This window comes from Kribbella sp. NPDC054772, from assembly GCF_053611945.1.
The window spans coordinates 221,927-247,405 of sequence record NZ_JBSHBJ010000010.1; the positions used below are offsets into that span (position 1 = coordinate 221,927).

Genomic DNA, 25,479 nt, shown 5'->3' on the forward strand with positions numbered 1-25,479 from the left:
TCGGCCAGGAAGGGCGCGTCGGCGGGAACGGCTGGTCGCCAATCCATCAGCGGTTTGGGTCGAGGCGGTCGGTTAGTTGGTGGAGAGTTGATTGGAGGCGTTGGACTTCGGTGTCGGTCATGCCCAGGGACTCGCCTACGTGGCAATAGGCCTCGTGGAGTACGGGGCGGAGGGCTTCGCCTTCGGGGGTTAGAGAGACGGTGACGGAGCGGGCGTCGGTGGCGGAGCGGTCGAGGGTGATGAGGCCGCGGTCGGCCAGGCGGCGCAGGAGCGGGGTCAGCGTGCCGTGGTCGAGTCGGGTGGCGCGGCCGATGTCGCCGATCGAGCAGGTGCCGAGGCGGGTCAGCGAGGTCAGGACCAGGTACTGCGGGTAGGTCAGGCCATGTGGCTCGAGGACCGGGCGGTAGAGCGCGGTGACGAGCCGGGACAACGAGTACAGGTCGAAGCAGAGCAGGTCGTGCAGGACCCGGTCCTCGGTCATGGCTGCTCCTGTGGTCGGCGTCGCAGGGCGGTGGACTTGACGAAAGGATATCTTGTGCACAAATATCTTGTACACAAGACAACCTCCCAAGGAGAGCCGATATGCCGACTCGTACTGCGCGTACCGCCTGGAACGGGACCCTCGAGCAGGGATCCGGGCAGGTGGAGCTCACCAGCTCGAAGGTGGGGACGTACGACGTTTCGTTCCCGAAGCGTGCCGCTGACGACGCGGACGGGACCACGAGCCCCGAGGAACTGATCGCGGCGGCGCACACCGCGTGCTACGCGATGGCGTTGAGCGCGGAGATCGCCGGGCGGGGCGGCGTACCGCAGGCTCATGAGGTGACCGCGGCGGTGACGCTCGGGCCGGATCAGGCCGCGGGCGGCTTCAAGCTGACCGGGATCACGCTGACCGTGCGGGCCGAGGTGGACGGTCTGGACGAGGCGGGCTTCCTGGAGGCGGCGCAGGCCGCGAAGGCGAACTGCCCGATCAGCAAGGCCCTCACCGGGGTCGAGATCACCCTGGACGCCGCACTCGAGAGCTGACAGACGTGCCGCTCGTTGAGCGGTACAACCATCGGGGTCGTGCACTGCCCGGAGACCGTCGAGTCTCCGGGCAGTGCGCGTACCACTCCGGGCCATTGACAACCAGTCCACAACCAGGCTTGCTAGCCCTGGGGGTGGGGGGAATGACGGAACTCGAATCGCTGGCGCATGCCGGCGCCGCCGCGGTCACAGCCGCCGAGCGGATCTACGTGGACGCGTTTCCGGTGCGCCAGCGGGAACGGTTCGCCAGCTTGCTGGAATCGATCCGCGACGGCGAGGTCCTCGGCTGGGTGCAGGTCGAGAACGGTGCGCCGATCGGCATCGCGGTCGTGCTGCCGCTGGAGTCGCTCGCCTGGGACTTCCTGGAGTACTTCGCGATCGACGGCTCGATCCGGAGCAAGGGTCATGGGTCGGCGTTGTGGGCGGCAATGAACCAGCGGCCGGAGATTCGCCGGCTGATCTTCGAGGTGGAGGATCCGGCCGACGCGCACGACACCGAGGAGCGGACGATCCGGGAGCGGCGGATCGCGTTCTACCGACGGGTGGGCGCGGAGCTCGTCGAGGGCGTGGAGTACGTCGTACCGGATGTCCAAGGCACCGGCGACGAACGCCTACTGCTGATGTGGCACGACCCTGATCGCGTGGGACTCGACCGGCAGACGTTGGCCGAGGTGGTGACGGCGTTGTACGTCGAGGGGTACGGCCTCTCGCCTGATCACAAGTTGCTCAGTGCGGCACTGCAGAGCCTCGACGGTCGGGGGTGAGGTCGATGGCACAGACGTTGGCAATCATCGCCCTGCTGGTGTCGGTCGCGTCCGCAGCAATCGCCTGGCGGATCGGGATGCGGACCGTGCGGATCACGACGTACCGCAGTGCGACTGATCTGATGCTCGAGGTCGACCGCGTGTTCATCGCGCACCCGTGCCTGCGACCGTACTTCTACGACGACCAGGTCTGCGCGAAGGGCGACAAGGACTACGACCTCGTCCAGGCGGTCGCCGAACTGGAGCTCGATGTTCTCGAGTGCATCTGGGACGGGCGCGACAACTACTCGTACAAGGATCAGGTGTCGTGGGCGAAGTACATCAAGGACTCGCTCGCGGCAAGCCCGGCGCTGAAGGCGATGCATGCGGACGCCGAGCGGGCCAACTGGTATCCGACGCTCGACGACCTGTTGAGCGGCAAGACAGAGCCGCCTCCGGAGCGTCCCAACTGGTGGGGCCGTCGCCGAAGGCTCGCGGCACGCCTGAGCCCCTGATCTGCTTTTCTGACTTCATGGAGTGGAGAGATCTGCCGAAGGCTCACTGCCCGCGGGGCGGCGAGGTGGAGACGCTGCAGTTCGCGCTGGACCGGGTGCGGCAGCAGTTCGCGTGGAAGACCGGTGGACTGACCGCGGAGCAGCTGCGGCGCCGGCATCCGCCATCGACGATGACGTTGGCCGGGTTGGTCAAGCACATGGCGTTCGTCGAGGACGGGTTCACCGCGCGGGCCGCGGATCGACCGCTCCCGCCACCTTGGGATACCCGCACCTGGAGCGAGAACGGCGAGTGGGGCTGGGCGTCCGCGGTCACCGACGAGCCCGAGGAGCTTTACGAGCTCTGGTACGCCGCTGCCTCGCGCTCCCGCTCCGCCTGGGAACAACTCAGTGCGGACGGCGGCCTGGACGCGCTCGTCGAGGACCCGGATCCGGCGTGGACGAGCAATCGGAGACGTGTCCTCATCGACCTGCTCGAGGAGTACCTGAAACACACCGGCCATGCCGACGTACTGCGTGAGGCGGTCGACGGTGTGAGGGGCAACGATCCTGACTGACACCCAGCGACTCACCGACGTACTGGCCCTTTCGTACGACGTGCACGCGGTCGAACTGACCCAGATCCAGGCCGGTACGGCGACCATCAACTTCCGCGTCGTCGACGAGAGCGGGCGACGATGGTTCGCGAAGATCTATCGCGGCGAGCTCGAGCGGGAGCGCGCGGCGATCGAGCTGACGGCGTACGCCGGGCTCGGGAAGGTGCCGGTTCCCGCGGTACGGCGGACGCTCGCGGGCGACCTCGTCGACGAGCGGATGCCGATGTCCCTGTGGGAGTTCATCGACGGCGAGACGGCCGAAGGTGGGATCACGGGCCGGCGATGGGAAGCGGTCGGCACGATGCTCGGCCGGCTGCACAAACGTTTGTCCGAGCACCCCGCAGCGACGCCGACCCTGCGTCCCGCGCGGGAGGTCCGCGATGTCGACCGGTCAGCACGGAACTTCGACCAACTGATCGCGGACTTCCAGTCACGTGAGTCCTTGAGTCCGTTCGAGGAGTGGGCCTGCGAAGCGGCACAGGAGCGACGGGCGCTGCTCGGCCGCGCCGGCGCGATCCTCGCCGACCTGCCCGCCCTGACCGTGCAGGTGATTCACGGCGACCTCGCCTCGCCGAACCTGATGCTGCGCGGCGACACAGTTGCCGCGGTCATCGACTTCCAGCCGCCGAATCCGGGCTTCGTCGCGTGGGAGATCGCCCGGATCGGCTGCGACCCGCGGACGGTGGTTCTCGGCGACCAGTGGATCGACGGGCTCGCCGTACTGATCGATGCCTACCGCAACGAGTACCCGGCCGCCCGCCCCGACGACCTGCTGTCGACGGTCGCCGTCGGTTGCGCCCACACGCTGGGATCGACGTTCCCACTGGCCGAGCCGTCCCCCGTCTCACCCTCGCTCGAGCTCTACGCCCGCGCGTGACACAAGGCAGTGCTCCTCATGCTGGAGCGGCTGACCGACGTGCGGGAATCGCTACGTTGAACAACCGCTCGGCGTTCTGCAGCGACTCCGTCACCGCGGCCTGACCATTGGCGACCATCTCGAGCTGATACGCCGCGAGCCCCTCCCCCGACACCAGCGCCCGCGTCAGCCGCGCCGCATCCCACAGCGCAGTGTTCGCGCCGGCGCCTGCGGCCGGCGTCATCGGGTGCACGGCGTCGCCGAGCAACGTCACCCGCTCCGACGACCACGTCGGTACGTCGATGCAGGTCCGCAACGTGATCGGGAACGCCGCCTCGACCTCGGCCGCCGCGACCAACGCCCGGACCGTCGGATGCCAACTCTCGACAAGGCCCGCCACGATCCCCCACAGCTCGGACGGACTCATCGAGAACAGTTCGTCATCGGACGCACCGAGCCTGTCGTTCGTCCCGGTGAGTACCGCCATCAGATAGTCGCCGTACTCCGCCGGCGGCTCGCGGAACACCACGGGCGCGAACGCCGTACCGATCCCCGCGCCGTCACTCGCGAAACAGAACCCGCGCAGAAACGCCGACGGCGCCAGCTCGCTCACGGCCGATGTCAGCGGCACCTTCCCGTAGATGCACCGCACGCCGATATCCACGACATCGCTGTCCGGCACCAGTTGACCGCGCACCCGCGACGCCACACCATCCGCCCCGACCAGTACGTCGGCCACTGCGGAACTCCCGTCCGCGAACCCGATCTCAACGCCGTCCCGAGTCTCGACGTACGACGTGAACTGCTTGCCGAACCGCAGTACATCGTCGAGCCCGGTCATCAGCGCGCGCCGGAACGCGTACCGATCCACCGACGTGATCGCGTCCGGCCCGGCGACCGGATAGACCTGCTCGAACTGCGGAGTGAGTTGCGCGTCGAACCCCGCCACCAGGTCCCCCGGCCGCGTCGCGGTCGCGATCACACGGCGGCGTACCGCATCCGGCAGCACTGCCGCGAGCGCCTCCTCCCCCACCGGACTGATGTGGATCCGATAGCCCTGCTTGCGGTACGCCGGATGCGGGTCGCGCTCGTACACCGCGACGTCGACGCCCGCCTTCAGCAACCCCTGCGCCAGGGCCAGCCCACCGATCCCGGCCCCCATGATCGCGACCTTCATCATCGACTCCAATCATCCATACGTTGAACTTTATCATCCGCCTGGTTGATTAAGTTAGCACGCCGGATGGCAGTCGGCTAGGATGAGTTCGTGCGGAGATCACCGGGACCGGACGAGCGGCAGCGGGACGCCGAGCGCAGCAAGCAGCAGTTGCTCGACGCGGCGGTCGTCGAGTTCGGCGCACGCGGCTTCAGCGGCGCGCGGGTCAGCGAGATCGCGGCCCGGGCCGGCGTCAACAAGCAACTGATCTCGTACTACTTCGGCGGCAAAGAGGGGCTGTACCGTGCCGTCGCGGACGGCTGGCGCGCCAGCGAGCCGACGATCACCGCCGACGCGGAGACACTCGGCGAGGTCGTCGGCGCCTATGCCCGCGCGACGCTCGAGCAGCCCGACATGCTCCGGCTGCTGATCCGCGAGGGCGTCGACCGCGACACCGGCGGCAACGACGAGGACGCGCAGTACGCGCGCTTCCAGACCATGCTCGCCGACTTCCGCCGTCGGCAGGCGGACGGCGAACTCGCCGCCGACCTGGACCCGGCGTACGCCGGTCTCGCGCTGTTCGGTCTCGCCGCGGCGCCGGTCGTCTTCCCGCAGATCGCCCGCGCGCTCGGTCTCGACCCGGACGACGAGGACTTCACAACGAAGTACGGCGAGGAAGTCGCGCGCCTGGTGTCACACCTGAGGGACTAGAGCGCGCCGGAGATCGCGCGGTTACGCAGCTCGGCCTTGTAGGCCTCGAGAGCGATGAGTTCGCCGAACATCCGGTTGTACTCGTCCGCGCGGTCGATCGGGTTGGTCCGCTGCAGCTTCGACTTCAGGTCCGCGATCCGGCGCGCGCAGGTCAGCTCCTGCAACCGCGCCATCAGCGCCTGCGCGTACTGCTCGTCGGGCTCCCGGCCGAGCCGCAGCGGGTCCACCGCGAGCGCGCCGACCACCGCAGCGGCCGGGTCGTTGCCGATGGCGTCGCGGACGGCGACCACCCAGGCCTCTCCGGGCGGCGCCGCGGACGGGCCGCCGACCTTCGCCATCGCGGCCCGGACCGCGCCGAGCCACGGGTGGGTGAAGTCATGGTCGTCGAGCTCGTCGAACGCGACCCCGACGAGCGCCGGGTACTGCATCGCGACCTTCAGCGCGTCCCACTCGATCACGAACCGCTGGTCCCGCGGCGACGGGACATCGGTACGACGGACCGGTTGCGCCGCCTCGCCCGACGGTGCCGCGGGCTGCGCGTTCGACCGGGACGCGGCGCGGTAGACCTCGGAGCGCACTTTGTCCTCGTCCATCCCGAGATGCCCGGCGAGTTCACGGGTGAACGCGTCGACCTTCGAGCGGTCGCGGATGCTGATCACCAGCTTCGCCGCCTCACGCAGCGCGTCGACGCGGGTGTCCGCGCGGTCCAGGTCGTACTTCGACAGCACGTTACTGAGCACGAACCGGTACAGCGGGACGCGCCGCCCGATCAGCTCGCGGACCGCCGCGTCGCCCTTCTGCAACCGCAGGTCACACGGGTCGAGACCGTCCGGCTCGACCGCGACGTACGTCTGCGAGGCGAACGCCTGGTCCCCCGCGAACGCCTTCAACGCCGCGCGCTGACCCGCCTCGTCACCGTCGAAGGTGAAGATCACCTCGCCGCGGAACTGGTCGTGGTCGAGCAGCAGCTGCCGCAGGACGCGGGCGTGGTCGTCGCCGAACGCCGTACCGCAGGTGGCGACCGCGGTCTGCACGCCGGCGAGGTGACAGGCCATCACGTCGGTGTAGCCCTCGACGACCACCGCCTGGCGGCCCTTCGCGATCTCGCGGCGGGCGAGATCCACGCCGTACAGCACCTTGGACTTCTTGTAGATCGGGGTCTCGGGGGTGTTCAGGTACTTCGCTTCGATCCGGTCGTCGTCGAACAGCCGGCGCGCGCCGAACCCGATCACGTCCGAGGACGCGTCCCGGATCGGCCACATCAGCCGGCCGCGGAACCGGTCGTACAGCCCGCGCTGGCCCTCGGCGGACAGGCCGGACGCGACCAGCTCGGCGTTCGTGAAGCCGCGGCCGCGCAGGTAGTTGGTCAGCGCCTCACCGCCGCGCGGCGAGAACCCGACCCCGAACTGCACCGCCGCGTCCTTGTCGAAGCCGCGCTTGTCGAGGAACTGCCGCCCGATCGAGGCCTCGGCCGCGCCGAACAGGTTGTCGACGTAGTACTCCGCGGCGACCTTGTGCGCCTCCACGAGGCGCGGGCGCTGGTTGCCCGGACCGCGCTGGATCGGCGCGCCGGAGTCGTCGTACCGCAGCTGGATGCCGACCTTCGACGCGAGCGTCTCGACCGCCTCGGAGAAGCTGATCTGGTCGACCTTCTGGATGAAGTCGATGACGTCGCCGCCCTCTTGGCAGCCGAAGCAGTAGAAGAAACCGCGCGACGGGGTGACGTTGAACGACGGTGACTTCTCGTCGTGGAACGGGCACAGCCCCTTCAGGTTGCCACCGCCGGCGTTCTTCAAGGTCACGTACGAACCGACGACCTCGTCGATCCGCGCGCGCTCGCGCACCAGCGCGATGTCCTCTTCCTTGATCCGGCCTGCCACCCCGCGAGTCTAGCCGGGCCGATCACGTAGGTTAACGGGTATGCCACGTACCCTTCGCCCAGGTCAGCGGTCCGAGCTGTACGTCGTCGACGTCGCGAGCGGTGACCGCCGGTCGGTGTTCAGCTCGGCGGAGGTCCTGTTCGAGGCGCCGAACTGGCTGCCGGACGGGACTTTGGTTGTCAACGGCAATGGGTTGCTGTTCCGGGTCGCGGACGGCCTCGAGGAGATCAAGCTCGGCGGAGTCCCGGCCATCAACAACGATCACGTCGTCAGCCCGGACGGGCAGACGGTCTACGTGTCGGCCGAAGACGGTCACTTGTACGCCGTGCCGATCGCGGGCGGAGCCGGGCGGCGGGTGACGAACGATCGCGGGCCGAGGTTCCACCACTATCTGCACGGGGTGTCGCCGGACGGTACGACGCTCGCGTACATCGGCCTCGAATGGGTCGGCGAGCGGCGGGTCACCAACGTCTGGACGATCCCGAGCGGCGGCGGGGACGACGTACAGGTCACGAACGACGAGTTCGCGGACGACGGTTCGGAGTACAGCCCGGACGGCGAGTGGATCTACTTCAACTCCGAGCGCGCGGCGCGGGCGCCGGGGCACGCGCAGCTGTTCCGCGTCCCGTCGCGGGGCGGCGAGCCGGAGCAGTTGACGTTCGACGATCGCGTCAACTGGTTCCCGCACCCCGCGCCGGACGGCTCCGCGATCGCTTACGTGAGCTTCCCGCCGGGGATCGAGGGCCATCCCGCCGACGTGGCCGACGTACGACTCCGGCTACTCACCGCGGCCGGCGAGATCCGTGAACTCACGACGCTGTTCGGGGGCCAGGGCACGATGAACGTGCCGAGCTGGTCCCCGGACAGCGCCGCGATCGCGTACGTCGCCTACCCGGTCTAGACCTCGGCGAGATCCACGGCGGTGTCGGCGAGGCGGGACGGGTCGACCTGCTTGCCGGAGCGGATCAAGGCGCGGACCGCGTCGAGGCCGGTGTCCCACTCGTTGACGTGCATGCCCGCGAGCAGGTGCCGGTCGCCGTCGAGCCAGAAGGCGAAGTACGCGCCGGACTTCGGGTCGCCGCGGAACACGACCTCGGTGGAGGTGCCGCGCGGGACCTCGCCGGCGTACTCCATGCCGAGGTCGAACTGGTCGGTGAAGAAGTACGGGATCGCGTCGTGGGACGCGTCCTGGCCGACCATCGCCTTGGCGACGGTCTTGCCGGTGTCGATGGCGTTCTGCCAGTGCTCGACGCGGACCGACCGGTTGTACAGCGGGTGGTCCCAGCGCACGACGTCGCCGGCCGCGTACACATCGGCCACCGACGTGCGCAGATCCGGACCGGTGACGATCCCGGAGCCGTTGTCGGGCGTCGCGACCTCGATCCCGGCTTCCTCGGCGAGCTCGGTGTTCGGGCGGACGCCGACCCCGACGACCACCAGGTCCGCGGGAACGACCTCACCCCCGGACAGCTTGACGCCGGTCACCTTGTCGGTGCCCTCGAAACCTTCGACGCCGGCCCCGAAGCGGAACTGCACCCCGTGCTGCCGATGGAACTCGGCGAACACCTCTCCGACCTCCGGACCCAGCACGGAGGCGAGCGCCGTCGCCTGCGGCTCGACCACCGTCACCTCGCAGCCACGCTCCCGCGCGGCCGACGCAGCCTCGAGCCCGATCCATCCGGCACCGACCACGACCACCCGCGGCTTGGCGGCGTACGCGTCGGTCAGCGCCTGCGACTCCTCGGCCGTCCGCAGGTAGTGCACCCCAGGCAGGTCGTTCCCCGGTACGTCGAGTTTGCGCACCCGGCTGCCCGTCGCGATCAGGAGCTTGGCGTAGGACACCTGTGATCCGTCGTCCAGCGTCACCGTGTGCGCGCTCGGGTCGATCGCGGTCACCGTCGTCCCGAGGCGGAGAGCGATGGAGTTGTCGTCGTACCACTGCTGGTCGTGGAGTTGTGCGGACTCGGTCCCGTCCTTGCCGAGCAGGACGCCCTTCGACAACGGCGGTCGCTCGTAGGGCAGCGCCTGCTCGCTGCCGATCAGCACGATGCCGCCAGTCCAGCCTTCCTTGCGAAGGGCCTTGGCCGCGGTCGCACCCGCGAGGCTCGCACCGACGATCACGATCTGCTCTGCATCAGCCATGAAACGACCTTAGTACCCCACGAACTCTTGCCGCGCACGGCGCGGATGGCTATTTTTCGGTAGACATAATACGTCCTATGTCCTCCTTGGAGAGTCATGCGCGTACTCACACCAGGCCGTCTCGCGGCCGCCGCCCTACTGGTGTTCGGAAGTCTCATCACCCCTACCGCTCACGCTGTCCAGCCTGATCAGGGCGACTCGGCCGCCCCGTTCGTCGAGGACAGCGTGTTGTTCCAGCAGAAGACCGAGGGTTACTCGTGCTTCCGGATCCCGGCCGTGGTCCGGGCCGCCGACGGCGAGGTGCTCGCGTTCGCGGAAGGCCGGGTCGCGGACTGCGGCGACGACGGTGACATCGACATCGTGCTGCGCCGGTCGTCGGACGGCGGCAAGACCTGGGGACCGCTCCAGGTCGTCTCCGACGGCAACGGCAGCACCCACGGCAACCCGGTTCCGATTGTTGACACGCGGACGGGCCGGATCGTCCTTGTGACGACACACAACGGCCCGCAGCCGTGCACCAACGGCTGCGACCGCGACCCGTACGTCCAGACCAGCGACGACAACGGCAGCACCTGGACCGCCCCGCGCGAACTGACCGATGCGAAACTGCCGAGCTGGAACTTCTGGTACGCGACCGGCCCGATGCACGGCATCCAGCTCGAACACGGCGCGCACGCCGGCCGCCTGATCGTCGGCGCCAACTTCGAGACGTACGACGGAGTCGGCCCCCACGTCTACGGCGTCCACCTCTTGTACTCCGACGACTCGGGCGAGACCTGGCACATCGGCGCGACCACCTCCCGCGACGACGGCTCGGTGATCGCCGGGGAAGTCACGGTCGTCGAGCTGACCGACGGCCGCATCTACGCGCTGGCCCGCGAGCGCGGCACCGACCCGGGCAACCGCGCGTACGCGATCAGCAGTGACGGCGGCGCGACGTTCGACGCACCGTTCCGGACCATCCCGCAACTGGTGATGCCCGACGTCCAGGGCTCGCTGCTCCGCTTCAGCGCCCGCAACGACGGCGACGAGCGCAACCGGATCCTGTTCTCGGCACCGGCGCACCCCGCCGCGCGCGAGGTGATGACGGTCAGGTCGTCGTACGACGAGGCGCGGTCGTTCGGCACCTGGCAGCAGGGGAAGGTCTTCTACTGGGGACCGTCGGCGTACTCCGACATGGTTCGGCTGGACGGCGATCAGGCAGGTCTGCTGTACGAGGCCGGGGTCGCGAACCCGTACGAGACGATCCGCTGGGCACGCTTCAACGAGGCGTACCTGTCGACACCGAACGGCACGCCACCCGGCATCCCCGGTCCGCCGGCGCCGGGTCCGACAACGCCCGACACCGGTCCGGCGCACAACCCGGCGTACGTTCGCGGTGGCGCAACCGTTGCCGAAGGCAAGTTCGGGAACGGGCTGGCGCTGGACGGTGTGGACGACTACGTCGAGGTCCCGTTCGATCGGTCGATCGATCTCGGTGCCGACGACTTCACGATGATGACGTGGATCAAGTACGGCGCGACGACCGGATCACGCGCGATCCTGTGGGCCTATCGCACCGGCTCGGGTACGACGCCACAGGTCTGGCTCCGCGCCGAACCGGAGAGCAATCGCATCCGGGCGTTGCTGTCGGTCGACCGCTTCAACGTCACGGTGCAGTCCACGTCGGCGTACAACGACAACGTGTGGCACCACGTCGTACTGCAACGGGCCAACGGCAAGCTGCGACTGGTGATCGACGGCGCCGAGGTCGGCTCGGCGACGGCACCCGCCGGCTCGGTCACGGCCGGGAAGGAGTTCGGCGTTCAGGGCATCCATGTCGGACAGCGCGTGGACGGCGCCAACCGCTTCCAGGGCACGCTCGACGAGGTCCGGGTCTACCGGCGAGCGCTGTCGGACAGCGAACTGCAGCAGATCCGCGAGACCAACCGGCCGGTCTGGCCGCGGCTCGGTCTAGACCTGCCCTTCGACCAGGTTGGCATGCCAGGCCTGGGCTGACGGGTCGGTCAGGGACGCGACCTGATCGACGATCACGCGGAGGCGGGCGTTGTCGTCGCTCGCCTCCGCGAAATCGGAGCGGAACGGGACGTCGAGGTGCCGCGGCGCGGTCTTCCACAGCGCCTCGACAAGCTCGGTGAGCAGCACGCGCTGCGTCGCGCGGCGGGCCTGACGCTCGGGCGAGTTGAGGACGTGGAACATCCCGACGCCCTTCAGCAAACCGATCTCGGTGCGAACACCGTCAGGGACCACCAGATCGGCTTCGTACCGGATCAAGCGGGAGCGACCGAAGACGGCGTGCGTGGCCTGCTCGGCTGCGGTCGCGAATCGGCCGATCAGCTGGCTGGTCAGGTCCTTCAACCCGCCGAGCGCCCGGCGGCTGTCGTCGAACGCGGCGGCCGGCCAGTAATTCAGCGCCTTGAGCCGGTCCCAGCTCTCGTCCAGCTCGGCATCGCTTGCCTCCGGCAAATACATCTGCCGGACGGTCTCCCAGTACGGCGCCCGCTCGGCGTCGACCGCGGCGAGGTCGATGTGATGCGCGACGATCCCGTCCTCGACATCGTGCACGGAGTACGCGACGTCGTCGGCGAAGTCCATCACCTGCGCCTCGAGACAGCGCCGCTCCCCCACCCCTGGACGCAACCAAGTGAACACCGCGAGATCGTCGTCGTACACCCCGAATTTCCGTACGCCGGGGCGCCGGGCCCACGGGTACTTCGTCGCGGCGTCGAGGGTCGCACGACTCAGGTTGAGGCCCACGCTGCGCCCGTCGGCGTCGAACGTCTTGGACTCCAGCCGGGTCAGCAGTCGCAGGGTCTGCGCGTTGCCCTCGAATCCACCGATCTCGGCGGCGACCTGGTCGAGCGCGCGCTCGCCGTTGTGCCCGAACGGCGGATGACCGAGGTCGTGCGACAGACAGGCCGCGTCCACGATGTCCGGGTCGCAGCCGAGCGTCGCGGCCAGCTCGCGGCCGATCTGCGCGACCTCCAGACTGTGCGTCAGCCGGTTGCGGACGAAGTCGTCGCTGCCCGCCGTGACGACCTGCGTCTTGGCCGCCAGCCGGCGCAACGCGGCACTGTGCAGAACGCGCGCGCGATCCCGCGCGAACGCCGTCCGCCCCGGCCGCTTGACCGGCTCGGCGACCCACCGCTCGGCATCATGCTCGTCGTAACCCTCATGCTGCTTCCTCATCACCACTCACAGTACCGACGGCGACCGACAGTTCGGCGACGTTCAGATGTCTATGCAGTACCGCATCCAAAGGACCCCGTCGGTGAAGACTTCGGTGCCGCTGTGCCGGAGGTGGAGCCGGCGGGTGTCGTACCAACGTTCACCACCGACCAGTACCGGATGGACGAGCAGGGCGAGTTCGTCCACCAATTCCTGGTCGAGGCAGGTCCGAAGGAGGGTCGGCGACTCCACGCGCACGGTCTGAACGCCGCGTCGGCCCAGCACTGTGAGGGCTTCCAGCAGGTCGACTTCTTCGTAGCCCGTCACCAACTCACGGGTCGTCGCGTCTGGCGGGCGGGCCGGTGTCTGGTCGGCGTAGAGGGCGAGTACGTCGGACCAGTAGCCGAGCTCGCGTAGCGACGTCCAGCTCTGCACTCGCGCTCGGCTGTCGACGACCGCCAGCAGCGGGCCTTCCGCTCGGGGCGCGCGCCGCGGTGCTGCGCGGACCGCGGATTCCTGGGCGAGGATCGTGTCCGCGCCGATCAGGGTCACGTCCTCCTGCCAGAGCGTCGCCAGCGCATAGAACCGCGCGAGGTCGACGTCGAATCCCGACGCCACCCCGTCCAGCGAGACCGCCAGCTGAGCCACTACATGAGGCCGCATACCGCCCAACCTAGGGAAGCCCACCGACAATCCATGGTTGCAGAGACTCCTCTGCAGAGATTACTCTGCAATCATGCGACGGATCGACGCCCGAAGCCTGCGCGGACTCGCCCACCCGCTCCGGATGCGCATCCTGGAGGCGATCGAGCTCGACGGACCGGCGACGTCCAGCACGCTGGCGACCCGGCTCGGCGAGAACACCGGCACGATCAGCTGGCACCTGCGACTCCTCGCCGAGCACGGGTACCTCGAGGAGGACCCCGACCGCGGCACGAAGCGCGAGCGCTGGTGGCGGCTCCCACCCGGGCCGACGGTGCTCGACCCGTCCGAGTTCCTCGACGACCCGGAGACCCGGCGCTCCCTCGACGTGTACCTGCGCGATCTCGTGGAGCGCTACTACGACCGAGTTCGCGCATACGTCGACGAGGACTGGCCGGCCGAATGGCAGCACGCGGCCGGGCTCTCGGATTGGCGCGACCTCAACCTGTCCCCGGAACAGCTGCACAATCTCAACGAGGAGATCGCGGCTGTCATCGATCGCTACAGAGCCACCCAGCCGGCGGACGGGGCCGAACGGGTGATCGTCCAGCTGCAGTCGTTCCCGCGCCGCTCATGAGCCTGCTGCGGACGCACCGCGACTTCCGGTTGTTCTGGATCGGCGAGACGATCAACCGCTTCGGCAGCGCGGTCACCGCGGTCGCGCTCCCGCTCGTCGCGATTTCGATGCTCGACGCAACGACTTTCGAAGTCGGTCTGTTGACCGCTGCGTCGTGGGCTCCGTGGCTGCTGATCGGCCTGCCGACCGGCGCCTGGATCGACCGGGTACGCCGTCGTCCGGTGATGCTGGTGTCCTCGGCTACCTCCGGTCTCCTGCTGGTGACGATTCCGCTGGCCGGCTCCTTGTTGACCATCCAGTTGCTGCTGGTGGTCGCGGGACTCGTCGGCGCCGCGGCGGTCGTCTTCCAGACGGCGTACACCGCCTATCTCCCGACGTTGCTGGACCCGCCCGACCACGCCGAGGGGAACGCGAAGCTGCACGGCAGCGCGTCGGCCGCGCAGATCGCCGGACTCGGATGTGGCGGGCTGCTGGTCCAACTCGCCGGTGCGGCCAACGCGTTGCTCGTGGACGCGGCGAGCTTCCTGATCGCGCTCGGCTGTCTCGCCGCGATCCGCTTCCGGGAACGCCGTACGACGAATCCTCGGCAAGCCGGCGCGATCCGGGAGGGCATCCGGCTCGTCGTCCACGACGTCTGGCTGCGGACGTTGACGATCTTCGGAGCCGTCTCGAACCTGGCGCTGATGGGTTATCAGGCGATAGCCGTCGTCTTCCTGGTCCGCGAGGCCGGACTCACCGCCGGCGCGGTCGGCACCCTGATCGCAGCGGCCTCCAGCGGCGGCGTCATCGGCGCCTTCGTCGGCCGCCAGGCCATTCGGCTCGGTACGGCGAGGGCGCTGCTGCTGTGCGAACTCGGCCTGCCGACGCTGGCGTTGCTGATCCCGTTGAGCGGCGCGAGCCCATGGTTCTACCTGGTCGGCGCGTTCGGAGTCAGCCTGGGCGTGGTCGGTGGAAACGTCGTGAAGGCGACCTTCCTGCAGTCGTACTGCCCGCCGGATCTGTTCGGGCGCCTCACCGCGACGACTGCGTTCGTCAACTACGGCACCATCCCGCTCGGCGCACTGCTCGGAGGGGCGCTCGGTCAGACACTCGGTCTGACGCCGGCGCTCTGGATCACGACAGCCGGCGTACCGCTGGCCGGCCTGATCCTGCTCGCCTCACCGATCCGCACGCGCCGCGACCTACCGACTCACCAGGGCACCGCAGCGCCAGGAACGACAGCCGATTCCAGCCGGGTCCGCACGGCCTGACGCGCGTGCTCGTACGTCGTGTTGTCGTTGTGCAGGATCGACGCCAGGTTCGCGGCCTCGTAGTACGCGTTCAGGTCGAACGCGAGCTGCTTCGGATCACCCGCCAGCTCTCCGCGCTCGACGGCCTCGCCGATCGTGGTCTCGATCAGGTCCATCCACTCGCGGTGCACGGCGGCGAGCATCTCCTGGACGGCGCCGTCGCGCGCGGAGTACTCGTGGGAGACCTTCTGGAAGAAACAGCCGCCCGGGAACACCCGGCTCTGCGAGTAGTCGAGCCAGTGCCGGCTCAACGCCCAGACCCGCCCGAGACCGGGCTCGATCTCGAACGCCGGGAGCACCACGTTGTCGGCGTAGATCCGGCGCGCGGCCCGGATCGTCGCCAGCTGCAGCTCCTCTTTCGAGCCGAAGTGCGCGAACAGACCGCTCTTGCTGATCCCGAGCTCGGTCGCGAGCCGCCCGATCGACAGCCCCTCGAGCCCGTCCACCGACGCGATGTCCACCGACCGGCGCAGCACGGCGCGGCGGGTCTGATCACCGCGCACCAGCCGTCCGTCCACCTTCTCCACGAGTCCTGATCCTAGTGTCCTGATTGACGGCGACCGTCTGGCAAACTAATAATACGACCGTTCGTATAGTTTGCTGGAGGGGTTCTCATGCAGAAGCTGGTCAGTGCCGGATTGCAGACAGTCGGAGCGTTGTCACCGCGGATTGCCGGCAGGCTCGCGTTCGCGCTGTGGCGCCGACCGCTCGCCCGCGGCCGGGTGCGCTCCGCGGAGCAGGCCGTCCACGACGCCGCGCGGGTCGAGATCGTCGACGGCGTCGTCACCTACGCGTGGGGCGACGGGCGCCGCCCGGTGCTCCTCGTCCACGGCTGGCGCTCCCGAGCCTCGCGGTACGCCGGCTTCGTGACCCGCCTGCTCGAGCTCGGGTACAGCCCGGTCTCGTACGACGCTCCCGCGCACGGCGACTCCGACGGCGCGGTGACGTCGATCCTCGGGCACCAGCAGATCATTCGCGGACTGGAGGAGCGGCACGGACCGTTCGAGGCGGTCATCGCGCATTCGCTCGGCGCATTGTTCGCGCTCTACGCCGTCCGGGAGGGCGTGGCCGCGAAGCGGATGGTGATGATCAGCGGTGTCGCGGACTTCGCGTACCTCGCCGACACCTTCTGCGCCGCCCTCAACCTGGGACCGAAGATCAACCGGGAACTGCGGCGATCGATCGAGCGCAGGTACTTCGACGGCGACGACCAGATCTGGACGCGGTTCTCGGTGCAGTCCGGCAAGCAGGAGCTCCTCGTGATCCACAACGACGAGGACGACGTGGTCGACCCGCGACAGGCTCAGGTGCTGCTGCGCGGTTACGGCGAGCGGGCGCACTTCCATCCCACGACCGGCCTGGGGCACCGGCGGATCCTCTCGGACCCAGCGGTGATCACCCAGGCCGTCGCGTTCCTGCAGGATCAGGATTCAGATGTCGCCTCAGATGTCGCGGAAGGTCTCGATCTGAGCGCCTAGCGAGTTGAGCCGGGCGGCGAGGTCCTCGTACCCACGGTTGATCACGTAGATGCTGCGCATCACCGACGTGCCCTTCGCGGCCAGCATCGCGATCAGCGTGACCACGGCCGGGCGGAGCGCCGGCGGGCACATGATCTCGGCGCCGGAGAAGTGCGTCGGGCCCTCGACCATCACCCGGTGCGGGTCGAGCAGCTTGACCCGGCCGCCGAGCTTGTTCAGGTCGGTCAGGTAGATCGCCCGGTTCTCGTACACCCAGTCGTGGATCAGCGTCTGCCCGGTCGCGGTCGCGGCGATCACCGCGAAGAACGGCAGGTTGTCGATGTTCAGGCCCGGGAACGGCATCGGGTGGATCTTGTCGATCGGCGCGTGCAGCTTCGACGGGCGGGTGGTCAGGTCGACCAGCCGGGTCCGGCCGTTCTCGGCCAGGTACTCCGCGCTGCGGTTGTAGTCGAGCCCCATCTCCTCGAGCAGCGCGAGCTCGATCTCCAGGAACTCCACCGGCGCCCGCCGGATGGTGATCTCGGACTTGGTGACGATCGCCGCGGTGAGCAGGCTCATCGCCTCGATCGGGTCCTCGGACGGGGCGTAGTCGACATCGACGTCGATGTCGGCCTTGCCGTGCACGGTGAGCGTCGTCGTACCGATGCCGTCGATCTTCACGCCGAGCAGGTCGAGGTAGAAGCAGAGGTCCTGGACCATGTAGTTCGGGCTGGCGTTGCGGATCACGGTGACGCCGTCGAACCGGGCGGCGGCCATGATCGCGTTCTCGGTCACGGTGTCGCCGCGCTCGGTCAGCACGATCGGCTTGCCCGGCGCGATCGCCCGGTTCACCAGCGCGTGGTAGTGCCCGCCGGTGGCCTTCACCTCGAGGCCGAACGGGCGGAGCGCGGTCATGTGCGGCTCGACCGTCCGGGTGCCGAGGTCGCAGCCACCGGCGTACGGGAGCTCGAAGGCGTCCTCGCGGTGCAGCAGCGGGCCGAGGAACATGATGATCGAGCGGGTCCGGCGGGCCGCCTCGGCGTCCATCGAGCCCAGGTCGAGCTGCGCCGGCGGCACGATCTCCAGGTCACCGGCGTCGTTCAGCCAGGTGGTCCGGACGCCGATCGAGTTCAGGACCTCGAGCAGGCGGTTGACCTCTTCGATCCGGGCGACCTTGCGCAGCGTCGTACGGCCCTTGTTCAGCAGGCTGGCGCAGAGCAGCGCGACGCCCGCGTTCTTGCTCGACTTGACGTCGATGGCGCCGGACAACTGGCGTCCACCGACCACGCGAAGGTGGACCGGGCCGCCGCCGAGAGAGACAATTTCGGAGTCGAGTGCCTCGCCGATCCGGGCGAGCATCTCGAGGGTGAGGTTCTGATGACCCTTCTCGATCCTGTTCACCGCACTCTGGCTGGTGTTCAGTACTTCCGCGAGCTGCGTCTGCGTCCAGCCGCGATGCTTGCGGGCGTCCCGGATGAGGTTTCCGATCCGGCTCAGGTAGTCATCGGTCATGGCCCGGACCTTATCTCACATGTGAGATATCACTGCATCGACCCGCCGGTGCCAGCGTAGCGAATGTCACGCACGCGCCTTCGCCAGGGTCGCCGAGGACCCGTGTGACCTGGTGAAACGCACTCCGCCTACAGTTACTCCAACTCCCGCCGCCCTCCGGAGAGGACCCAGCAGATGCCCGATGAGACCTCCGCCGCGGTGGCCACCGAGTTCGAGGCGGAGTCCTGGCCGCTGGAAGCAGCCGCAGACAGCCTGCACCAGGTGATCGAGGGGTTCCACAACGGCGACACCCGGCCGCTCGTGATCGGCGACGGCGACCAGCCGGTGCTCGTGGTGCTGGCGATCGCCGACCTGGCCGACTTCCGGTCGCGCATCGCGGAGCTGCTCGGGAACCCGGTCGACGCCGGCTGGCTGCGGTATTACCTGCGGTCGAACTTCGACATGAGCTCCGAGCGGCTGGTCGAGCTGCTCGGAGTGGACGCGGACCACGGTCTGTCGTCGCTCGCGAGTCAGGTGAACGTCGAGCAGGCCGCGACGCTGATGCCCGACCACGTCCGTCGTACCGAAGCCGGCGGGAACCCGCTGATGCTGATCGGCGACGGGACGATGGCGACCGCCGCGCTGCTCGCGTTCCAGGCGTTCCAGGTGCTGCTCGCGATGGAGGGCGAGGGGAAGACCGACGACGACTCCTGCGCGCACGACGACGAGGACAAGCCGACCACGCCGCTCGAAGTGCTCGCCGAGCGGATCGGTCCGGTGTCGACGCAGCTGGTCGCACAGATCAACGCGGGCCGCGAGCCGGGCCTGCCGCGGTACGAGCTGCACTTCGAGGACGACCTGATCGAGCACCTGCACGACCTCGAGACGCGCGCTCAGAAGACGCCGGGCGGCGGCGCGTACGACGAGCTGAACGCGCTGCTGCACCAGTTCGACCAGATGCGCAGCGGACTGGTCGCGGCCGAGGCGGACGAGGAGCCCGACGAAGCGCCGTACCTGGAGGCGACCGATCTCAAGGCGGCACTGGCGGACATCCGCGATGCGTTCCGCGACGGGACCGACGACCCGTACCTGATCGGTCTCGACGGCCGACCGATTGCCGGGCTGATCTCCTACGACCTCTACGAGGAGCTCCAGAAGGTCTCGGTCGAGATGGACGGCACCGACGAGGCGCCGGTCCTCCCGCTCCCCGCGCCCCGCTGGGAGAACGGCCCGCGGCTGGTGCCGTTCGAGCTCGCGCTCGAGATGTGCGAGGCGGTCATCGAGGACCTCACCAACGGCGAGGCCTCGATGCTGTTCATCGCCGACGAGGACAACGATCCAGAGCTCGTCCTCGCTCCCCTGGCCTGGCTGTGGGCGTACGTCGATCACCTGGACCTGGAGAACGCGGAGGGCTGAGCCACGCTGCGAGACCGCCTGCAGTGAAACCGCGGGATGTCACTCTGATGGTGTGAACCGTCCACTGTCCGCTGCGGCGTTGACGGTCGTCGCATGCCTGGTGACGGCCGGATGCTCGGCACCGGGGCATGTCGCGGTCACCGTCGATCAGGCAGTCACGCTCGCTGACCAGCAGGTGCACCTGAAGGTCACCGGTCTACCCGCTCAGAAGCCGGTGACTGTCGGCGCGGACGCGGTGGACCGCGACGGGAAGAAGTGGCACGGCGAGGCGACGTTCACCGCCGACAAACACGGCACCGTCGACCTCGACGCAACCAAGCCGACCAGCGGCAGCTACCAGGACACCGACGGCATGGGCCTGTTCTGGTCAATGAACCCACCGGACGGAAGCCCGGACGACCAGTCGTACATCCCGCCGCTCGAAAACGGCAGTCCGATCGAACACGTCGACGTCTTCGTCGACCGCCACGGCAAGCACCTCGGGCGTACGACGATCACGCGGACGTGGACGTCCCCCGGCGTGACCGCGCAGCCGCTCACGATGGCGAAGGACAAGCTCACCGGCCTGTACGTCGCCCCGAAGCCGGACGGCGCGCGGCATCCCGCCGTACTGTTCCTCGGCGGTTCTGAAGGCGGGATGCCGCCACCTGCGAGCACTTACCTGCTGGCAGCGCACGGGTATCCGGTGCTCGAGGTGGCGTACTTCCACGCGGCCGGCGTACCGCAGGAGTTGCGTGACATCCGGCTCGAGTACTTCGCCGCCGCGGCGCAATGGCTGCGCCAGCAGCCGGCGGTCGACCCGGCACACGTCGTGGCGCTCGGCACGTCGTTCGGCAGTGAACCTGCCCTGCTCGTAGCCGACCATTTCCCGGCGCTCGTACACGGGGCGATCCTGTTCGCACCAGGCGCCGCGGTCACCGGATCCTTCCCGCATCCGGGCGGCTCGGCCTGGACGTACCGAGGCAAGCCGTTGCCGGTGGACGACCCGATCCCGGTCGACGGTGTGAACGGGCCGGTCCTCGCGGTCGCCGGCGGCAGCGACCTGACGTGGGCCTCGAAGCAGTCGGCGGAGTTGATCATGCAGCGGCTCGACGAGGTGCACGGCAAGTTCCCGCACACTGCGGTGATCGTCGACGGAGCCGGCCACGGTGTCGGCGGAGCGCCGTACCTGCCGCGCGGCACGACGATCGACCACCCGATCGTCGGTCCCTTCGATCTGGGCGGCAGCCGCCCCGCCAACGAATCCGCGCTGCTTCAGGGATGGACGAAGACGCTGGCGCTACTCAGCTCGCTCCGTCGCTGAACGGAAAGAGGGACTGCCGCTCGGCGAGGGTGGCGATCTCGTAGACGTTGGCCGCGACTCAGCTCACTTCTCTCCGAACGGGAACAGGGACTGCCATTCGGCGAGCGTCGCGATCTCGTAGACGTTGGCCGGGGTGTACGGGTCCTTGGCGAGGATGTCGCGGAGCTCGGCCTCGTCGGCGACGTCGTACACGAGCAGGGCGCCGGTCTGGTCGGCGAACGGGCCGGCGGCGACGAGCTTGCCCGCCTCCCGCAGGGACGCGAGGTACTCGCGATGGGCCGGACGGACCTCCATCCGGCGGTCGGTCTGGGCGACGTCGAAGCGCAACTGCACGACATATTGAGCCATGGCCAGAAGCCTACAACGGCCTTGGAAACAAGGAGATTGGTGCGGGGAAGGGAGTCGCGAGCCGCCACAGCGGCTGGTTCAGGTCAGACCCGAAAGTCGACGAGCGATCTCCCTTCCCGCCCGGATATTCTCACCAGGTCACGCACCGCTACGCAAGGGGTTGGTTAAGGAAATTCCTACGGAAAGTTGGTTGAGGTAACGCTTCGTGATGGAACCGCCAGCGGCGTCGATCCGAGCGCCGATGCAGTCGTACAGTCCGTCACGCCGCGGCGTTGTCAAGGCTCGATGACCCGAATACGACGACAGAAGTTCGAGATAGTCGGCCGTCGAATAGTCCGCATCCCAGACATACCTGCGGAACTCCACCGTCGCGAACAACCCCGCCTCCGCGAGCCCGGCCGGATCCTCCGGTACGTCGTCCGCCGCCGGCAACCCACCCTCGGTGGCATCGTCGGTGAACCGCTCGTAACAGGCCTGCACGTCGGCGAAGAACTGCGAACTGCCACCCGCCACATGATGCGTCGACACCACCGCGAGCGTCCCGCCCGGCCGCAACACCTGCACACACCGCTCGAGCCGCGTTGCCGGATCGAGCCAGTGGAACGCGGTCGCGGAGATGACGAGGTCGAAGCTCGCGGGAGGCAACTCCCACGTGTCGAAGTCCGCCACCACGACCTCGACCTGCGGGAGCTTCCGCTGCAACACTCCCGCCAGGTCCGGACTCAGCTCGACCGCCGTGACCGACCAGCCGCGCGCGACCATCGCCGCCGTCGCCTGGCCGGTTCCCGGGCCGATCTCCAGCACCTTCGGATGCGCGCCGACGAGCCCCGCGAGGTCGTCGTACAACTCGCGGGGGTACGTCGGCCGGACGCGGTCGTACAGCTCCGCGTCCTCTCCGAAGGTCTGGCGCAGGGTCTGTCTGGTCACCCGGCCAATGCTGCCCGGCCGGCCTCCAAACGGGCTACCGGAATACGGAACGGCGAGCAGGACACGTAGTCGAGACCGACCTCGTGGAAGAAGTGGATGCTGTCCGGGTCACCGCCGTGCTCGCCGCAGACGCCGACCTTGAGGTCCGGCTTGGTCGCCCGGCCGCGCTCCACACCGGTCCGCACGAGCGCGCCGACCCCCTCGCGGTCGATCGACTCGAACGGCGACACCGCGAAGATCCCCTTCTCCAGGTACGACGAGAAGAACGCGCCCTCGACGTCGTCACGGCTGAAGCCCCAGGTGGTCTGCGTCAGGTCGTTGGTGCCGAAGGAGAAGAAGTCGGCCGCCTCCGCGATCTGGTCCGCGATCACCGCGGCCCGCGGCAGTTCGATCATCGTGCCGATCGGGATCTCCTGCTCGGTGCCGACCTCGGCGAGGACGCGTTCGACCTCGTCGCGCGCCAGGTGCAGTTCCTGGACGGCACCGACGAGCGGGATCATGATCTCGGGCTGCGGGTCCTTGCCCTGGGCCCGCAACTCGACGGCTGCCGACGCAATCGCCCGTACCTGCATCGCGAACAAGCCGGGGATCACCAGCCCGAGCCGTACGCCGCGCAGCCCGAGCATCGGGTTCTGCTCGTGCAGCCGCTCGACCGCCGCGAGCAGCGCCGCCTCGTGCCCCGGGTCCTCGCCGCGCTCGCGCGCCACCGCGACCTTCACCGCCAGCTCCTCCATCGACGGCAGGAACTCGTGCAACGGCGGGTCGATCAACCGGATGGTCACCGGCAGTCCGTCCGTCGCGGCCAGCAGCTCGAGGAAGTCGCCACGCTGCAGCGGCTCCAGCTCGGCCAGCGCAGCCTCCCGGTCGGTGTCGTTGTCCGCGAGGATCAACCGCTCGATGGACTCCCGCCGCTCCCCCAGGAACATGTGCTCGGTCCGGCACAGCCCGATCCCCTCGGCCCCGAACCGCCGCGCCCGCGCCGCGTCGTCCGCGGTGTCCGCATTGGTCCGGACGCCGAGCCGCCGTACCTCGTCGGCATGTGTGATCAACCGGTGCACCGACGCGACGAGCTCGTCACCCGCGTCGGGCGCCAGCGTGCCTTCGAAGTACTGCACGACCGGTGACGGGACGACCGGGACCTCGCCGCGGAACACCTCGCCGGTGGTGCCGTCGATCGAGATCAGCTCGCCCGCCTCGAGGACCGCGCCCTTCACCGTAATGGTGCCCTGGGCAACGTTCACGTCGAGCTCCTCGGCGCCGCAGACACAGGTCTTGCCCATGCCGCGCGCGACCACCGCCGCGTGCGAGGTCTTGCCGCCGCGGCTGGTCAGGATGCCCTGTGCCGCGATCATGCCGTGCAGGTCGTCCGGGTTCGTCTCCTTGCGGACCAGGATCACCTTCTCGCCCCGCTCGGCGGCCTCGACCGCGGCAGCCGACGTGAACACGACCTTGCCCGACGCCGCACCCGGCGACGCGCCGATCGCCTTGGTGATCAGGTCCTTCGAGGCGTCCGCGTCGAAGCGCGGGAACATCAGCTGCGCGAGCTGCGCACCCTTCACCCGCTTGAGCGCCTCGTCGGTGTCGATCACGCCTTCGTCGATCAAGCTGGTCGCGATCCGGAACGCCGCCGCCGCGGTCCGTTTGCCGACCCGGGTCTGCAGCATCCACAGCTTGCCGCGCTCGACCGTGAACTCGATGTCGCACAGGTCGCGGTAATGCCCTTCGAGCGCGGCCATGATCCGCATCAGATCGTCGTACGACGTCTTGTCGATCTGCTCGAGGTCGGCCAGCGGGACCGTGTTGCGGATGCCCGCGACGACGTCCTCGCCTTGCGCGTTCTGGAGGTAGTCGCCGTACACGCCGGGCTGGCCGGTCGACGGGTCACGGGTGAACGCGACACCGGTGCCGGAGTCCATGCCGAGGTTGCCGAACACCATCGAGCAGATGTTGACCGCCGTACCGAGGTCGGCCGGGATCCGCTCCTGGCGACGGTAGAGGACCGCGCGATCGGCGTTCCAGGACCGGAACACGGCCTCGGTCGCGAGGTCCATCTGGGTCCGCGGGTCCTGCGGGAACTCGCGACCCGTGTGGTCGTGCACGGCCTGCTTGAACGTCGCGACGAGACCCTTCAGATCGTCCGCGTCCAGGTCCAGGTCGTTGCGGGTGCCCTTGGCCTGCTTGGCGTTCTCGATCGCGTCCTCGAACACGTCACCGTCCATGCCGAGCACGGTCTTGCCGAACATCTGGATCAGCCGGCGGTACGCGTCCCAGGCGAACCTTGGGTTGCCGGAATGGTGCGCGAGCCCGTTCACCGAGTCGTCGTTGAGGCCGACGTTCAGCACCGTCTCCATCATCCCGGGCATCGACACGGCAGCCCCTGAACGCACCGAGACGAGCAGCGGATCGTCGGCCTGACCGAGCTTCTTACCCATCTTCTGCTGCAACAACGCGACATGATGATCGATCTCGTCGGCGAGGTCCGTCGGCACCGCCCCGGTCTCCAGGTACGCGCGGCAGGCGTCGGCGGTAATCGTGAAGCCGGGCGGAACCGGCAGCCCGAGGTTGGTCATCTCGGCCAGGTTCGCCCCCTTCCCGCCGAGGAGCTGCTTCATGTCCTTGTTGCCTTCGGTGAAGTCGTAGACGAGTTTCGGCACGGTCACTCCCTGGGTTTCAGGTGCGGCTGTCTTGCACGCGGGACGGTGACCCGCTGGCCCATCGACTTCGGCGGCGGGGGCGTGTTTTCAGAGTAAGCCCAAAAACCAGTCCAGTTGAACACTGGTCTCACCATGCCGACGTGACCCTGCCCACAGGTCGAAGGCCGGAAAACCCTTCCCCCATTGACAACGCGAGACAATCGCCGCATCCGACGACAATTCGCAAGCCACCCACTTCACGACGTTCCTGTCGGGTTTTCGACAGTTCCCTAGCCACCCCGACGGCGCCGCGGCAACCCACCACAACCAGCACCGATCCGCCACTTCGGGCGGCACGCCGACTCCGCATTTGGCGGCTCCCTCAACAAGCCAGCAGCAGACACCCACCTACGCCCTCCAGCGGCTTCTCCCACGAGGGGATAACCCGTCGTGGTGGGGGGTGGGGGGGGGGGGGGAGGGGACGAGGAACACCCCCCCAACCCCCACAACCCCCCCCCCGCCCACACCACCCCCCCCCAACGCCGA

The 25,479-nt window shown here is 68.6% G+C and carries 24 protein-coding genes; 13 read left to right on the forward strand and 11 right to left on the reverse strand.

Annotated elements, in window-relative coordinates:
* Window positions 1-46 precede the first annotated feature (46 nt).
* On the reverse strand, window positions 47-481 hold the full coding sequence (locus tag ACWGID_RS19030; protein WP_452198193.1) for a MarR family winged helix-turn-helix transcriptional regulator: 435 nt from the start codon (window positions 479-481) through the stop codon (window positions 47-49).
* 101 nt (window positions 482-582) lie between these two features.
* Between ACWGID_RS19030 and ACWGID_RS19035 the strand changes: the two genes are divergently transcribed.
* The 5 genes from ACWGID_RS19035 (at window position 583) to ACWGID_RS19055 (ending at window position 3,754) form a co-directional block, all read left to right on the forward strand.
* Window positions 583-1,026 (forward strand): OsmC family peroxiredoxin, encoded by a 444-nt coding sequence (locus ACWGID_RS19035; protein WP_452198195.1) that lies wholly within the window; start codon window positions 583-585, stop codon window positions 1,024-1,026.
* Between the two features lie 143 nt (window positions 1,027-1,169).
* On the forward strand, window positions 1,170-1,790 hold the full coding sequence (locus ACWGID_RS19040; protein ID WP_452198197.1) for a GNAT family N-acetyltransferase: 621 nt from the start codon (window positions 1,170-1,172) through the stop codon (window positions 1,788-1,790).
* A gap of 5 nt (window positions 1,791-1,795) precedes the next feature.
* Window positions 1,796-2,284 (forward strand): hypothetical protein, encoded by a 489-nt coding sequence (locus tag ACWGID_RS19045; RefSeq protein ID WP_452198199.1) that lies wholly within the window; start codon window positions 1,796-1,798, stop codon window positions 2,282-2,284.
* Window positions 2,285-2,301: 17 nt separating this feature from the next.
* Complete coding sequence (locus ACWGID_RS19050; protein ID WP_452198201.1) at window positions 2,302-2,838, forward strand: mycothiol transferase; 537 nt, start codon at window positions 2,302-2,304, stop codon at window positions 2,836-2,838.
* 40 nt (window positions 2,839-2,878) lie between these two features.
* Complete coding sequence (locus tag ACWGID_RS19055; protein ID WP_452198203.1) at window positions 2,879-3,754, forward strand: phosphotransferase enzyme family protein; 876 nt, start codon at window positions 2,879-2,881, stop codon at window positions 3,752-3,754.
* Window positions 3,755-3,770: 16 nt separating this feature from the next.
* On the opposite strand, the gene ACWGID_RS19060 is transcribed toward ACWGID_RS19055, so the two are convergent.
* The gene (locus ACWGID_RS19060) at window positions 3,771-4,913 is read right to left on the reverse strand and encodes an FAD-dependent oxidoreductase (protein WP_452198205.1); all 1,143 of its coding nucleotides are present in this window, start codon (window positions 4,911-4,913) and stop codon (window positions 3,771-3,773) included.
* Window positions 4,914-5,000: 87 nt separating this feature from the next.
* On the opposite strand from ACWGID_RS19060, the gene ACWGID_RS19065 reads away from it, so the two are divergent.
* Window positions 5,001-5,600, forward strand: coding sequence for a TetR/AcrR family transcriptional regulator (locus ACWGID_RS19065; protein WP_452198207.1), 600 nt, complete (start codon window positions 5,001-5,003; stop codon window positions 5,598-5,600).
* On the opposite strand, the gene dnaG is transcribed toward ACWGID_RS19065, so the two are convergent.
* A complete protein-coding gene (gene dnaG, locus ACWGID_RS19070) occupies window positions 5,597-7,480 on the reverse strand; it encodes a DNA primase (protein ID WP_452198209.1) in 1,884 nt (627 codons plus the stop codon). The genes ACWGID_RS19065 and dnaG overlap by 4 nt on opposite strands.
* A 40-nt stretch (window positions 7,481-7,520) precedes the next feature.
* Here dnaG and ACWGID_RS19075 point away from each other — a divergent pair, with 40 nt between their 5' ends.
* Complete coding sequence (locus tag ACWGID_RS19075; RefSeq protein ID WP_452198211.1) at window positions 7,521-8,381, forward strand: TolB family protein; 861 nt, start codon at window positions 7,521-7,523, stop codon at window positions 8,379-8,381.
* Here ACWGID_RS19075 and ACWGID_RS19080 read toward each other — a convergent pair.
* Window positions 8,378-9,622 carry an NAD(P)/FAD-dependent oxidoreductase gene (locus ACWGID_RS19080; RefSeq protein ID WP_452198213.1) on the reverse strand — a complete coding sequence of 415 codons (1,245 nt, stop codon included), beginning with the start codon at window positions 9,620-9,622 and terminating at the stop codon, window positions 8,378-8,380. The genes ACWGID_RS19075 and ACWGID_RS19080 overlap by 4 nt on opposite strands.
* Before the next feature lie 96 nt (window positions 9,623-9,718).
* Here ACWGID_RS19080 and ACWGID_RS19085 point away from each other — a divergent pair, with 96 nt between their 5' ends.
* Window positions 9,719-11,620: an exo-alpha-sialidase gene (locus ACWGID_RS19085; protein WP_452198215.1), complete on the forward strand. Its 1,902-nt coding sequence runs from the start codon at window positions 9,719-9,721 to the stop codon at window positions 11,618-11,620.
* Here the strand turns inward: ACWGID_RS19085 and ACWGID_RS19090 are convergent.
* Entirely contained in the window at window positions 11,576-12,811 is a 1,236-nt protein-coding gene (locus ACWGID_RS19090; RefSeq protein ID WP_452198217.1) for a deoxyguanosinetriphosphate triphosphohydrolase, read from the reverse strand. The two genes, ACWGID_RS19085 and ACWGID_RS19090, sit on opposite strands and share 45 nt — an antisense overlap.
* 42 nt (window positions 12,812-12,853) lie before the next feature.
* Complete coding sequence (locus tag ACWGID_RS19095; protein WP_452198219.1) at window positions 12,854-13,453, reverse strand: dihydrofolate reductase family protein; 600 nt, start codon at window positions 13,451-13,453, stop codon at window positions 12,854-12,856.
* Between the two features lie 73 nt (window positions 13,454-13,526).
* On the opposite strand from ACWGID_RS19095, the gene ACWGID_RS19100 reads away from it, so the two are divergent.
* Window positions 13,527-14,069, forward strand: a complete 543-nt coding sequence (locus ACWGID_RS19100) for a helix-turn-helix domain-containing protein (RefSeq protein ID WP_452198221.1) — start codon at window positions 13,527-13,529, stop codon at window positions 14,067-14,069.
* Window positions 14,066-15,319 carry an MFS transporter gene (locus ACWGID_RS19105; RefSeq protein WP_452198223.1) on the forward strand — a complete coding sequence of 418 codons (1,254 nt, stop codon included), beginning with the start codon at window positions 14,066-14,068 and terminating at the stop codon, window positions 15,317-15,319. Before ACWGID_RS19100 ends, ACWGID_RS19105 begins: the two co-directional genes overlap by 4 nt.
* Here ACWGID_RS19105 and ACWGID_RS19110 read toward each other — a convergent pair.
* Window positions 15,259-15,885 carry a TetR/AcrR family transcriptional regulator gene (locus ACWGID_RS19110; RefSeq protein ID WP_452198224.1) on the reverse strand — a complete coding sequence of 209 codons (627 nt, stop codon included), beginning with the start codon at window positions 15,883-15,885 and terminating at the stop codon, window positions 15,259-15,261. The genes ACWGID_RS19105 and ACWGID_RS19110 overlap by 61 nt on opposite strands.
* A gap of 87 nt (window positions 15,886-15,972) precedes the next feature.
* Between ACWGID_RS19110 and ACWGID_RS19115 the strand changes: the two genes are divergently transcribed.
* Window positions 15,973-16,836, forward strand: a complete 864-nt coding sequence (locus ACWGID_RS19115) for an alpha/beta hydrolase (RefSeq protein ID WP_452198226.1) — start codon at window positions 15,973-15,975, stop codon at window positions 16,834-16,836.
* Here ACWGID_RS19115 and ACWGID_RS19120 read toward each other — a convergent pair.
* A complete protein-coding gene (locus ACWGID_RS19120) occupies window positions 16,801-18,327 on the reverse strand; it encodes a helix-turn-helix domain-containing protein (protein WP_452198228.1) in 1,527 nt (508 codons plus the stop codon). The genes ACWGID_RS19115 and ACWGID_RS19120 overlap by 36 nt on opposite strands.
* Window positions 18,328-18,501: 174 nt before the next feature.
* Here ACWGID_RS19120 and ACWGID_RS19125 point away from each other — a divergent pair, with 174 nt between their 5' ends.
* Both ACWGID_RS19125 and ACWGID_RS19130 read left to right on the forward strand, forming a co-directional pair.
* Complete coding sequence (locus ACWGID_RS19125) at window positions 18,502-19,722, forward strand: hypothetical protein (protein ID WP_452198230.1); 1,221 nt, start codon at window positions 18,502-18,504, stop codon at window positions 19,720-19,722.
* 52 nt (window positions 19,723-19,774) lie between these two features.
* Complete coding sequence (locus ACWGID_RS19130; protein WP_452198232.1) at window positions 19,775-21,025, forward strand: acyl-CoA thioesterase/BAAT N-terminal domain-containing protein; 1,251 nt, start codon at window positions 19,775-19,777, stop codon at window positions 21,023-21,025.
* 63 nt (window positions 21,026-21,088) lie between these two features.
* On the opposite strand, the gene ACWGID_RS19135 is transcribed toward ACWGID_RS19130, so the two are convergent.
* The 3 genes from ACWGID_RS19135 to ppdK form a co-directional block, all read right to left on the reverse strand.
* Window positions 21,089-21,373 (reverse strand): YciI family protein, encoded by a 285-nt coding sequence (locus ACWGID_RS19135; RefSeq protein ID WP_452198234.1) that lies wholly within the window; start codon window positions 21,371-21,373, stop codon window positions 21,089-21,091.
* A 138-nt stretch (window positions 21,374-21,511) separates the two neighbouring features.
* Window positions 21,512-22,300 (reverse strand): class I SAM-dependent methyltransferase, encoded by a 789-nt coding sequence (locus tag ACWGID_RS19140; protein ID WP_452198236.1) that lies wholly within the window; start codon window positions 22,298-22,300, stop codon window positions 21,512-21,514.
* On the reverse strand, window positions 22,297-24,912 hold the full coding sequence (gene ppdK, locus ACWGID_RS19145; RefSeq protein WP_452198253.1) for a pyruvate, phosphate dikinase: 2,616 nt from the start codon (window positions 24,910-24,912) through the stop codon (window positions 22,297-22,299). Before ppdK ends, ACWGID_RS19140 begins: the two co-directional genes overlap by 4 nt.
* Window positions 24,913-25,479: the final 567 nt, after the last annotated feature.

Coding starts and splice junctions, on each gene's coding strand:
- ACWGID_RS19030 (WP_452198193.1), bottom strand. CDS start 481: ATGACCGAGGACCGGGTCCTGCACGACCTGCTCTGCTTCGACCTGTAC.
- ACWGID_RS19035 (WP_452198195.1), top strand. CDS start 583: ATGCCGACTCGTACTGCGCGTACCGCCTGGAACGGGACCCTCGAGCAG.
- ACWGID_RS19040 (WP_452198197.1), top strand. CDS start 1,170: ATGACGGAACTCGAATCGCTGGCGCATGCCGGCGCCGCCGCGGTCACA.
- ACWGID_RS19045 (WP_452198199.1), top strand. CDS start 1,796: ATGGCACAGACGTTGGCAATCATCGCCCTGCTGGTGTCGGTCGCGTCC.
- ACWGID_RS19050 (WP_452198201.1), top strand. CDS start 2,302: ATGGAGTGGAGAGATCTGCCGAAGGCTCACTGCCCGCGGGGCGGCGAG.
- ACWGID_RS19060 (WP_452198205.1), bottom strand. CDS start 4,913: ATGATGAAGGTCGCGATCATGGGGGCCGGGATCGGTGGGCTGGCCCTG.
- ACWGID_RS19075 (WP_452198211.1), top strand. CDS start 7,521: ATGCCACGTACCCTTCGCCCAGGTCAGCGGTCCGAGCTGTACGTCGTC.
- ACWGID_RS19080 (WP_452198213.1), bottom strand. CDS start 9,622: ATGGCTGATGCAGAGCAGATCGTGATCGTCGGTGCGAGCCTCGCGGGT.
- ACWGID_RS19085 (WP_452198215.1), top strand. CDS start 9,719: ATGCGCGTACTCACACCAGGCCGTCTCGCGGCCGCCGCCCTACTGGTG.
- ACWGID_RS19090 (WP_452198217.1), bottom strand. CDS start 12,811: ATGAGGAAGCAGCATGAGGGTTACGACGAGCATGATGCCGAGCGGTGG.
- ACWGID_RS19095 (WP_452198219.1), bottom strand. CDS start 13,453: ATGCGGCCTCATGTAGTGGCTCAGCTGGCGGTCTCGCTGGACGGGGTG.
- ACWGID_RS19100 (WP_452198221.1), top strand. CDS start 13,527: ATGCGACGGATCGACGCCCGAAGCCTGCGCGGACTCGCCCACCCGCTC.
- ACWGID_RS19105 (WP_452198223.1), top strand. CDS start 14,066: ATGAGCCTGCTGCGGACGCACCGCGACTTCCGGTTGTTCTGGATCGGC.
- ACWGID_RS19115 (WP_452198226.1), top strand. CDS start 15,973: ATGCAGAAGCTGGTCAGTGCCGGATTGCAGACAGTCGGAGCGTTGTCA.
- ACWGID_RS19120 (WP_452198228.1), bottom strand. CDS start 18,327: ATGACCGATGACTACCTGAGCCGGATCGGAAACCTCATCCGGGACGCC.
- ACWGID_RS19125 (WP_452198230.1), top strand. CDS start 18,502: ATGCCCGATGAGACCTCCGCCGCGGTGGCCACCGAGTTCGAGGCGGAG.
- ACWGID_RS19135 (WP_452198234.1), bottom strand. CDS start 21,373: ATGGCTCAATATGTCGTGCAGTTGCGCTTCGACGTCGCCCAGACCGAC.
- ppdK (WP_452198253.1), bottom strand. CDS start 24,912: ATGAAGCAGCTCCTCGGCGGGAAGGGGGCGAACCTGGCCGAGATGACC.